Here is a 12,362-nt window from a genome sequence, read left to right as displayed (position 1 = left end):
ATGAGAAAGATATTATTGCTTCTGCTCACCGCACTTATGGGTTGCACCCTGCAATCAACGGCCGCCACGGACAAAGTCTTTACCGACCTGATAGCCCGGATGCGTCTGCTGGAAAGCTACAGCTATGACATGGAGCTGACCACATTTGTGGAGGATACAGCCGTAAGACCCGAAATCAGACATATGCGTGCCTATACGAGCGTGCAGGATTTTGTCAGGTGGATCAGCGGAGATTCCATGCTACAGTTTACCTGTGCCTATGGCAATTTCAGTGTCGATTCGTCCGCACGCAGGGTGTATTACCATGAATTTTCCGGAGCTAAGATGTCCGGGCAACAATTGCAGACCTACCGCGAACAGACACGCGCCTATGCCGACAGCCTGTTTTCCGACAAGCTCATCATAACGAAGAAGCAGCAACAAAAAGGAATAACCACCTATTACTGCAAGTATCCGCCGGGCGGACAGATGCTTTCCCTGGAGCTGAGCGTCAGCAGCAACTCCGCAATGGCCGAGCGTCTGAGCTGCGTCTTACGGGTACCGATAAACCCCGGCTTCTCGGTTTCCGATATGCTGCAGAGAATCACGCTCTCCCATTATTCCAGAAAGGTACCGGCTGAAGTAACAGCATTGCTGAATGAATGCGTGCATCTGGAACAATACCTGAAAAATGCCTATTCCTCTTTTGAGCTGATCAAAAACTGATCATAAACATATCCGAATATGAACAAGTTATTTACGCGCATTTTGCATTCCATCGTATGCAGCACCTTGTTGCTGATGACAGGATACGGTGATACCAAAGCTCAATCAGCCTCATTTCCGCTACGGGAGATGAGTAATAAGATTTATGCGACCGACCTGACAAGTACGCCGCTCAGTACCATTTCTGTTGCCAACGACCAGCGCAGCAATATGCTCGCGTCGCCGTCCTCATTTGCAGCAGCGGTAAAATATAAAAGCAACTTCACCACGGTGACCTTTGCGATAGATCACGGCGCCACGCTGGTACCCACCACCGAGTACCTGTATAAGCTGGTCTACAAACTGGAAGGTGATCCGACCATGTCCGCGGGTACCTATTCCTATACTGCCTATGATACGCTGGTTATCGGGTTCAACCCGGACTCCAGCTCCGCTTACCAGGATGTGCAGTTAAAGACCTACCCGAACCTGTATGCCGCAAAGCTCACGGTGCTGGGTGTGTATAATATGAGCTCCGGAGCACCCGTATCCATGACCCTGCCTCCGCCTAATGTGAACTTCTACGTGGAGCTGTCTATGAAGTACCAGCCTTACCTGAAGACGCATTACCTGCCTGCGGATATGGCGCTCAACACCACTCAATCCTATAATGCGACCAATAAAACACTTACCGTCAGCTGGTCTCCGTCAGTCTCCGTCCCCTTTCTGGGTAAAGTAACCCCGGCGCAGTATGAGCTGGAATGGACGTATGTAGACAACTACAGTTCTTCGGGAGGCCGCCTGGACCCCTCCCAGGTGGCTTATGATTTCCGTAACAACGCCACCCGTATTCTCACCGATACGCTGGCATATTCCATTCCGCTGGCGTATCCCAAAGGCTATATCGTGTACCGCGTACGCATGGTGCGTGTAGACCAGGATTTTTACAACAAACCTGTTTACGGTGTCTGGTCGCTACCGGCTGCCACGGCTAAGCTGAATACACTGGCCTATACCAGCTATTTTGAAAATACGCAGCCGCATACGGGCGACTCCGTCAACTGGAATTATACCATTCATTTTGCGGAAGGCGGCAAAACAAAGCATGTGGTGAACTATGCAGATGGTTTGCTGAAGCTGCGCCAGTCGCTGACCCGCTTCAACTCTTCACCGAACCTGATGCTCACTACCGAGCCTATCTACGATTTTGAAGGACGACAGTCTATTTTCACTATTCCGACCGTGATCAGCGCGCCTTATTTTTCTTACCAGAAAGGCGTCAGTGTGTCCAGCGTTACGGGGCAACCTTACGGTCCGCAGGATTTTGACCTCAAACCTGCACTCTGCCCGGACGAGGTGGTGATCCCGCCTTTTACAACCAGCTCACTGGCCAATCGTTATTATTCCACGCTGAACACCGATACCGCGGGTGCGCAGAAGTTTGTGCCTCAGGCAGAAGGTTATCCGTTTGTGTACACGCAACTGGCTACAGGTTACCAGGACCGCGCCGAGGCGATCGGCGGAGCCGGACCGGCGCTGCAGGTGAATGCAGGCCACGACATAAAGATACAGTACATGCAGGCCGATCAACCCGACCTGAATAACCTGTTCGGGGTGAATGCAGGCCGTGCGAGCTATTATACGAAGACCATGTCTAAAGACCAGAACGGCCAGCTGTCACTTTCAGTGAAGGATTCCAAAGGACGTCAGATCGTGAGCTCCCTGGTGGGCGCATCGGTGGATACGAGCCAGATCGCGATGATCTTCAACGACGAAGTGCCGCCGATTGGTAATTTCAGGGAAAACAAACTGGCCGATCCGACTACGAACGTAACGATCGGCAACCAGAAAAAATACTCAGGCAGCTTCTTTATGGATTTTGCCGCCATGAGCAATATCAAATATGAATATGATTTCAAACCCTATACCGTGTGCCCTGCACCCAATTACCTGGGCCTGTCGGTAAAATGCACCTATGAGTATGACGTACACGATGCCTGCGGGGTAGAGATATTGCATAAATACGGGGAGCTCGGTAAGACCGGCGTAAGCACCGTGGCCACTCCCCCTCCTTTCAGCGAAGACACCACGCTGGCCCTGGAAAAAGGAAAGTACACCGTCAACAAAACGCTTACGATTGCTAAAGAAGATATCGTTGCTGCGGTGGATTCCTTCTTTGTGCGCAGCCCCAAGCCCGACTGCCTGAAGACAGAAGACGACTTTATTCGTGAAGAGATCGAGAAGACGCAATATCCATGCCCTTATGAAGACGCGTGCTCGAAGCTGAAGAAGGAGCTGATGGATGAGCTGCATACGGATGCCAAATACGGTAAGTGGCGCCCGGGAGGAAGTATCTCCGTACTGGGAGGCAGCACCGACCCGAACATCAATTCTATCTACGACATCCCCCAGTTTATCCCGGGTGGTGAAATCCCGATCTACCGCTTCCAGAAACCCTGTGTGGTAAGCGCACTGAATGCCCTGGTGATCAACCGGGGAGGGAAGACCTACCGCAATATCGGCGGTCCGGTACTCTCCGTAACCGACAATGCTACCGGTGCGGTAACAGAATACACCGAGTCTAACGATATCGTAAACTTCTTTAAAGACGAGATCTATAAAGGCTCCGACATGGATAAGATTGCAGAGGCCTTGCTGCCGCTGCACCCGGAATACTGTAAACTGCAATTGTGCTTTGACGATACACTGGAAACGCGCCTGAAGAACCTGCCCAATGCAGCAGCAGCGGTTAAGTACGGCATGTTTGCGCTCGAAGACCTGATCAGTAAAGACCAGCAGCTGGTGCTGCGCATGAAAGCATCTCCCTTTTTCTTCGCCCATATCGAAGACTCACTGCGTACGATGTATAAAGGCACGGTACGGATCGATACCATGTGTGCGGCCTATGCATTTTGCATGATCGATGACGGTATGGCTTACAAGTATGCAAGTCAGTTCTTCCGTCCGCAGATACTGGCGCTGAACTTTCCCGAAGCCAGCGTGAAAGATTATTATTTTGATAAGCTGCGTACCGTGTACCTGTTCAACCGTAAGAAATATGTGTCTATGGCAAAGACCAGCGCTACACGCGATTGTCCTCCCTGTGATACCAATGTGCGGATGAAGCTGATACCGGATGCACGCATTAAAGTAGACTATGCAGCCGACGGCAGCCTTGCCGATGGTCCGGACGGGTTCCTTTCCGGATTTACCGACACTGCTGCACTGGGTGCCATCAGACGTTTTATGGAAGATGCGGCACGCTATGCTGCCGGGGATACTACAGGACTCGCAGCGAAAGGTGACAGTGCAAAGCGACTGGTAAAAAGAGTCGACAGCCTGCTGTGCAGCAATGCCGTAGACTCTATTATGAAACGGATGATCAACTGCTACCCGAACCCCACAGCAGGAGCACGGCTTAAAGACTCCCTGCTGTCGCTTGTGAGCCGCGGCATCGTGCACAACGGGATCTTCCTGCCCGAGCAGGTGCGTGCGTGTATCGTGGGTGCGGGACTGAGCCTGAACGACCTCTGTCATCCTTACCTCGCTTCTTACGATTATTACGATGAAGGCGCCGGCAACAAAGGGCACTGCCTGTCCTCCGGATTCTATAAAGCGATGACCGAGTTCTTCAACCAGTACGACATAGCCGTGATGTTTAATAATGCCAACAAGATCTTTAATCCGTTTACGCCCAGCTGGCCTTCCACCAACTTCTTTGCAATGAAGCTGGCATCTGCCATCACTGGCGGAAGCGGTCCGGTAAAGGCAGCGGTACAGTATTTTAATACGGATTCGCTGTATGTGTACTCCTTCTACCGTACGGGCAGCGACACCGTAACCTTCTCTTTCCGCTCACCCAACAAGATGCGTATCACCGGCGACACCACCGGCTATCCGTTCCTGGGCGTAGGCGTGAGCGATTCCGTATTCTTTAAAGAGGCCCGCTGTTTCTTTGACGGCTCGGCAGCTACGGTAGACGGGTATATCGGCCGCTTTATGTTCACGGCAGTAATGGAACGTTCGGTGCTGAGCGGCGGCGTGTATAAGCGCACCAGCGGTGGCTTTGTGAGCTGGACCAATGGTAAGCTGGCCATGAACGACAATGGTGCGAGCGATATTGCGGCCTGCATACCCTGCACCGAATTCCGCAGGAAGTACAACCAGTTTAAAGACTCCATGACGCTCTATGGCGGTTATGCCAAAGACCATCCGTACTTCTCGCGTGCAATGCGCAACTATATGAACTATACCCTGCGCCGGGTATATGCCGAGAACCAGTACAACCGTTTCCTGGTGAGTTGTGCGCTGGCCGACTCGCTGAATATCCCCGCTTACGGAGCTATGGCAGTGATGACCTTCCCGAGCACCGGAACACCTTCTTACCCCAACTTCGCCGCATGGAACGCCGCCATGGCTGCCAGTGCAGGCGTGGTAGGGGCAGCGCTGGTGGAATACTGGACCGGCACCACGCAGACCGTGTATCTGGATTACGACATTATAGACCCAAAAGACTATAAGAAATTCAACGGTCTGGTAACAGCAGCAGGCGGCACCATCAAACCTGTTGCTGCTTCCGGAGTGGCAGGTAAGCTGTTCGTCCCCTGGGGTACGCCACGCAGCCAGTTCCTGGCCAATACGCCGTTTATCGTGTCTGACAGCCTTTCGGTGAAACTGCGCCCGAATCCCTATCGTCCGGACCTGTTCGATTTTAAACTATACACGATCACCGATACCAGCGGTAAGGCCTGGAAGGTATCGCGCGGTACGGACAGCCTGGTGAAAAACCTGTATTACAACTATGTGACCAATTACTGGGTGCCGTTCCGTTTTGCCACTATCGGGGCAGACTACTACAAGGCCAAAAAACGCGCCTACCTGTCTTATGTGTACCGGTTCCAGGACTCCACGATGGGCAAAGTACTGGACACTCTACAGGACTACCTGATACCGACAAACGTAAGTCCCTTCGGCAGCACGCAGGTAACGTATAAAAACCCGCAGAACACCTACCGCTTCACCGACCTGTTCTATACCGACAGCAGCAGCCGTTTCCCGGGTTATGATACCGTGAAATATATACTGAATGTAACGCAGTCGGTACTGGGTTCCGGAAAGATATTCCTGCCCGTTGGCATGAACACACGTATAGCAATGGGTACTACCGGTTCCGGCGCGAGCCTGAACCTGTACCGCTGTGCCGACGACCTGTACTGGTACCGCTACTTCGGCCCGGCCAACAAATTGTTCAGCATGTTTATCCGTGTGCCGCAGTATATCTACAAGAGCACGCACCCGAGCTTTAAGCTGGTGGGCATACGCCCGGCCACGGGCGATACCGCAGCCTCTTCTTTCGATGCACTGATCACCATCCCGGGATCCAACGATACGATCACCGCGCACGGAACTACCAACTTTGATGTGGCATGGACCCTGCGCCTGCGCGATGTGCTGCTGGGCAATGAGACCAATTTCTCCAATGAGAAAGACCCGCCGCCATCCGGTGAAGAAGGCGCCGAGCTCAACTGTGAGCAGCAACTGCTGCGCGACAATATCTACCAGGCACGCATCAACTACTACAACTATATCAGAAAATACCGCGAAGACCTGCTGGCCGCCTTCACAGACCATGTGATGAGCCAGGTGTACGAGAAGCTGTGGATACAGTACATCAATATGCGCTTTGGTACGACGCTGTACAGCTACGACCGCAGCGGCAACCTCATACAGACCGTGCCTCCGGAAGGCGTGCACAAAGTAGACTCGCTGGTGTTCCCGAAAATAGATTCATTGCGCGAAGCCAATGCGTTTATACCCGGAGCATTGCCCGCACATACCAAGCGCACGCAGTATGAGTACAGCACGGCCAACCTGTGCTGGAAGGAAAGTACACCCGATGCCGGAGTACGCATCCGCTACTACGACAAGAAAGGCAATGTGCTGCTGAGCCAGACGGCCAGACAACGCCGGACATCGAGCTACACCTACTTCCTGTACGATCAGCAGAACCGCCTTACCGAAACGGGAGAGACCGTTTGGAGTATGAACTGCCCCTATTTTGACCCGATCCGGTCCTGGAACTATCAGCAGGGCAGCTGGATCCATGTGGCAAAACCATCGCCCTGCGCCTGCGAAAACCTCAGAGACAGTACCTGGGAGTACTGCGGCAGCTTTGAGCTGGATTTCTACGACGATGCCAGCTTCAATGCACAGATACGTACCAGGAGCCGTATCCAGGTAGTGTATACCGTGTACGACTCTGCCTACCGGGATATGTCCCTGCTGCCCAATATGGACAGGCAGGAGAACCTGCGCAGCCGTATTGCCGCCAGCATGTATTACGTGACGGTGAACCCCGGACTGCCGGGCAGCAACTACGACCATGCGATGCACTACAGCTACGATGCGGCAGGAAACGTGAAGACGCTGATGCGTGAATTTCCGCAGCTGGAAAGCTACGGGCACCGCTACAAACGCATCGACTATGATTACGACCTGTGGAGCGGCAAGGTGAACATGATCTCCTACAACCGCGGTAAGGCCGACCAGTTCTACCAGAAATATGACTACGATGCCGACAACCGCATCACAGCAGTATATACCGGCAAGGACGGACTGATCTGGACCCGCGATGCCGCGTACACCTATTACCAGCACGGACCGCTGGCACGTATCGACCTGGGTGCACAGAAAGTGCAGGGCGTGGACTATGCATACACGCTGCAGGGCTGGCTCAAATCCATCAACGGCGACCTGGCAGATACCCTCTCCGATATGGGCGGCGATGGTAAGCGCAGCACCATTACCCCTAAAGATGTATATGCTTCGGTGATCGATTACTTCAACGGGGATTATAAACCCATTGGCCGCACGGCAGTGTCGCGGCAGGCGCTGCCCAACAAGAGCCTGTACAACGGCAACATCGCACGGCAGAGCACCGACATCACACCGTTTGGCGGGCTCACCACAGCCTATACCTACGACCAGATGAACCGCATCAAACGCGCTGCGTATGCCAATACCAAACGCGACAGTGCGCTGGCTTACCTGAATAAATACGCGAGCTCGTATAAGTATGATATGGACGGCAACCTGAAGCTGCTGGTACGCCGTGACGGCGCAGGCGATCTGATGGACAGCATGAAGTACAGCTATACTTCCAATACGAACCGTATGACGGGACTGAACGACTATGCGGTATTTTCAAAGAAGGGCATAGAAGACATCCCGGCTTCTGCGGGCACACCGCTGGCCACGGGCCACGACGAAGACGGCTTTGTGATCAACGACGTATCAGGCAACCTGGAGTCTTCTTACTGGACGATCTACGGGAAGCCGTGGCGCTTTACGCGCAGGTTCCCGACCACGGGAGGCCGTGCGTTCGACATGGATTATGGTTATGACGCGGCAGGACAGCGGACGTATAAGACCGAATCGGTGCCCAACGATACGGGTCGCCGTGTGTACAGCACGTTCTATGTACGGGAAGCGTCCGGCAACATCCTTGCCGAGTACAATACGGAACGGCAGTATGACAAGGGAGCGGTGATCCGCGTGCTGCGGGATATACGCGATGTGTACCCGTTCCCCGCCACGGGCCTGAAGCACCTGTACCTGACTGCGCTGGACAGCCTGGGTATGTTGCAGAGCGCTCCTGTGAAAGCATTTATCACCGGGCGCTACAGCGATACGACGCTGGGCCTTCCGGCAAGCGGCTACCTGCGAGCCGATCCTGTGCTGCATTTCAACTTCTTCAGCAGCAGTACGGGCGCGCTCAGAAGACTTCCTGCCTATGCTGCAGCCACGGGCAAATACCCGCTTGGAGCAGCGCTGAGCCGCAGCCTGCAGGAAAATCCCTCACCGCAGGATGTGCTTACCGGCATGGTTCCGGAGCTGTTCTCGCAACCGGATATAGACCTGCGGAACCACTCGCTGGCGCAGCTGGCAGAGCAGGTGCCGGACCTGTGGGCCGACCTGTGTGCGGAGAACCAGATAACGGTAAGCAGCGCCGAAGACTCGGCGATGGTGATGAGCATGGCCGACCGCCTGGCGGGTAACCCGGTAGACCTGGGCCAACGCCTGAATAACTATTACATGCAGGACCCGACGATACTGGACGGCTGGCTGAATGCGGTGAGTGCGGACAGCGTGTATACCGACCCCTGGTACCGGCAGAGTGGCCTGGAGCAACGCTTCTATGATGCGCTGACCCAATACGGCCCGCGTAACGCAATGGACTCGGCAATGAACAAAGGCACTGATGTAGCCGATGAGGGCTTCTATGCGTATGCCGACTGGTGGAGCGGTTCTACGGGCGTGCTGCGCGAGCTGTTTGCCAACAGTCAGACCAATGTGGCGCTGGTGACCTATGCCGCCGACCCGGTTAAGTTCCTGGAAGGGATCAGCGGTTATGATGCGATCGACAGCGCAGTGGCCGACCTGGACTTCCTGGATATAGGCCGGCTGACGTCAGTGCTGGGTGATAAGGCGCATGGCTTCGATCCTACGGTATCGGTAACGCTCGAAGAGCGTGGTCCGGTGCAGACCAACCAGCAGATAAGCCTTTCGAGCCATCATATCTACGGCAGCAGCCGTGTGGGCCTGCACCACTACTGGCCGGCTCAGAGCCGCAGCTACTGGGACTTTGCGCACGGCCGTTACGATACGCTGCTGAACCGCCGTGCTGCCTGGTACAGCTACGCGGCCAACGAGGTAGTGGATACGAACTTCAGGGACCCCTGGGGCCACAGCCTGTCCCGCACGGTGAGTGCAGACCATGTGCTGGGCCTGCGGGAGTATGAGCTGACCAATCACCTGGGCAATGTGCAGAGCGTGGTGCTGGATAAGCGCTACATCAAGACTACGGGCAACGGGGTGAGAGACCGCTTTGTGGCCTCGCTGTCGGCAGTGTACGATTATTATCCATACGGGATGCTGATGCCGGGCCGCACCACGGCCGATACGAGTACGCACTGCATGACGGTGATGAAGGAATACAAGAGCACGGCAGCGTTCCCTGTAGCAGCCGACCTGAGCAAAGCAGTACCGATCATGGGTGGCAGTTTTACGTCCACGAGCGGAGCGGTATGGCCGGTGCTGGGAGTGTACGGAAAGAGCGGCGGAATGACACTGGACATCAATGTGGTGCCGGGAGATGCGATAGATGTACGGGTGGATGTGCAGTATGTGCATGGCTATGCGGTGATGATCCTTGTGGAGGAAACCACGTCATCCGGCGTGAAGAGATCGCTGGGAGGAATGAATGTGAACCGTCCGACGCTGGCAACGATATCTGTTCGTCCGTCGACGAAGAAGATCACGCTTTCGCTGCGCAATATGTCATCGTTCCTCACGCCACCTGCGAACGGCCTGTTTGCGATAGCAGGCATCAGCTACGACAGCCTGGGCACCTGGAGCCAGTGGGCACCGGTGCAGGTGTGCAACAAGAACACGGACAAGTACGAATTTGGCTTCAACGGGCAAATGAAATCCAATGACATTGCCGGTATCGGTAACTTTAATACGGCTGAATTCTGGGAGTATAATACGAGGACGGGAAGGAGGCAGAATCTGGATCCGGTGGTGCAAATTTCCATGAGTGACTATTCTGTATTTCGTGGAAACCCAATTTTAAATAGTGATATCAAGGGTAATACACCTGACCCATCTACTCACACTGCAAGTGATGGTAGTGTAATAGCTGTTTACAATGATGGAGATAAGGGTGTTTATAAGCATTCAAATAACAAAGACGGTTCAGTTCCAAATAAATCGCAAATAGATCGGAGACATGAAAGTTCGACCGATGCTGGTGGAAAAAAAATGGGCGAAACCGAGTACTGGGATGAATTTGCTGATCTTAAAACAAAAGACCCTGTGGGTGTTATTAATTATTCTGATAATCCAAAAGCTAGCTGGAATTATTTGATAGATTGGATGCATAAAGATGCGATGAAATATGAATTAGACGACATAGCCAAAATGTCTAAATTGCATCAAAAGTATGATATAAAAAATAACCAATCTTGGGCTGATGCAGGTGTTATGACTGGACGATTGCTTAATGGAAAATTTGCGACAGCCAGATCAGCGGGAAACTATCTTGCAGGCCTGAATGGTAGTACTGGAACATTATTTGGCGCAAAAATTAGCAATACCACCTACCTAAAACTTGCCGGTGCCTTGAACGTTGGTAAATATACTAAGATAAATGCCGTTAAAATCGTAACTCTTGGAACTGCATTTGGCCCCCCTCCTTATTATGGAGAAGATGAATATTCCGGGAGAAGAATTGTCGAAGGTTTAAAAGCTGGTAATGCAGAGAATGAACTAAATACTAAATAAATGTCTTTAAATGAATAATATTAATAGGTTTATCTTTTTTGTATTGGGCTTTGTATTTTCATCATGCAATGACGATAATGGTAGTTTTAAGTGTAAAGAGTTGATTTTCAAATCAGGCCGACTCTATATTCTCACTACAAATTGGGGTATTACAGGCGATAGACAAATGACAATAATTTCAACAAAAAAAAATGATAAAATAATTTCATACAATGATAGTGCTACATCTTATTTTTTCGAGGGGCTAGAGCCATTTGTTTACGAAGTTAGAGACGACTCATTGACTATATTTACTAGGCATAAAGCTACTGAACCGCTTACTTTTAGCACCAAAATTACCGTTGTACAGAAGTTGGTTGATAATTCAACATTCACGAAAATGATTAAGTCAATAAATCATGGAAATGCACGGTATAGCATTCCTTAATTGACAAGTATATGTTTGGCTTCAACGGACAGATGAATCCAATGATATTGCCGGGATCGGCAACTTTAATACGGCTGAGTTTTGGGAGTACAATACGAGGACGGGTAGGAGGTTGAATCCTGATCCGAAACCTCAAATTGGCATAAGTGATTATTCCTCTTTTAATGGAAATCCGATTTTCTTCAGTGATGTTTTAGGTGACTTAGTGCATGTTCATGTTGGTAATAGAGCAGTAGGTTACACAATGATTAATTTATATTCTGCACCGGAAGTAAAGCAAGGACATGAGCAAGTAAATATAAGAGTTCCAGTGTATCGAGTTACGGTATCAAACGAAAGCGGAAAATCAACTACTTTTTTATACGCTCGCTATAATGAAAGGGCTAACATTTATAAGCAAAACCAAATTGAGGATAGAACTTTTGATGTAAGTAAAGATGGTGATCATTTTCCTGCAGTTGTCAAACCGAGATGGGGCATTACTGTATTAGAATTGCGTAACCCTTCCAATGTTAACGATCAGCGTGGTGTTATTGGTATGAGAGGTGAAAAAGATAAAGAAGAAAGAGTTGCGATACAGTTTCACCCATTAGGTGCCTCTGATGGTTGTTTATTAGCTGTTGGAAACCAAAATTTGTTAAAGGGATCTCCCGCACGCTCCCGTCACTCAACTTCAGGAACTGCACATGCAGCATTTATGAACACAATTAAGGAATATCAGGCTGAGGATAAGGGTAATGGGTATTCTGACGGAATCGATGTGAATTTCGAACGTTTGCATAGTAATGCGTATTACGAAAAAGAGAAAAAAGGAAATGTGTACAATACCCCAACAACAACTCCAATACCTTTGGATTTCGAAATCAAAGGTGCTCCAAACAAATCCTGTGGTACAAAATAAATAATT

Annotated in this window: 3 protein-coding genes; all 3 read left to right on the top strand. The window is 51.4% G+C overall.

Annotation, left to right across the window (positions count from 1 at the left end; genetic code table 11):
* The 3 genes from ABD846_RS03215 to ABD846_RS03205 all read left to right on the top strand — a co-directional run bounded on the left by ABD846_RS03215 (position 1) and on the right by ABD846_RS03205 (position 12,356).
* Positions 1-705: a hypothetical protein gene (locus ABD846_RS03215; RefSeq protein ID WP_344822617.1), complete on the top strand. Its 705-nt coding sequence runs from the start codon at positions 1-3 to the stop codon at positions 703-705.
* An 18-nt stretch (positions 706-723) separates the two neighbouring features.
* Positions 724-11,028 carry an RHS repeat domain-containing protein gene (locus ABD846_RS03210; protein WP_344822615.1) on the top strand — a complete coding sequence of 3,435 codons (10,305 nt, stop codon included), beginning with the start codon at positions 724-726 and terminating at the stop codon, positions 11,026-11,028.
* A gap of 539 nt (positions 11,029-11,567) precedes the next feature.
* On the top strand, positions 11,568-12,356 hold the full coding sequence (locus ABD846_RS03205) for a hypothetical protein (RefSeq protein ID WP_344822614.1): 789 nt from the start codon (positions 11,568-11,570) through the stop codon (positions 12,354-12,356).
* Positions 12,357-12,362 lie beyond the last annotated feature (6 nt).

Origin of the sequence: Rurimicrobium arvi (genome assembly GCF_039540495.1) — a bacterium.
Lineage (GTDB): Bacteria > Bacteroidota > Bacteroidia > Chitinophagales > Chitinophagaceae > Rurimicrobium > Rurimicrobium arvi.
Note: the sequence above shows the minus strand (reverse complement) of the source record. Positions and strands in the feature narration are given on the sequence as shown.

Bases quoted from the DNA above. Each gene is read 5' to 3' on its own strand.
- ABD846_RS03210 (WP_344822615.1), top strand. From the start codon at position 724: ATGAACAAGTTATTTACGCGCATTTTGCATTCCATCGTATGCAGCACC.
- ABD846_RS03215 (WP_344822617.1), top strand. From the start codon at position 1: ATGAGAAAGATATTATTGCTTCTGCTCACCGCACTTATGGGTTGCACC.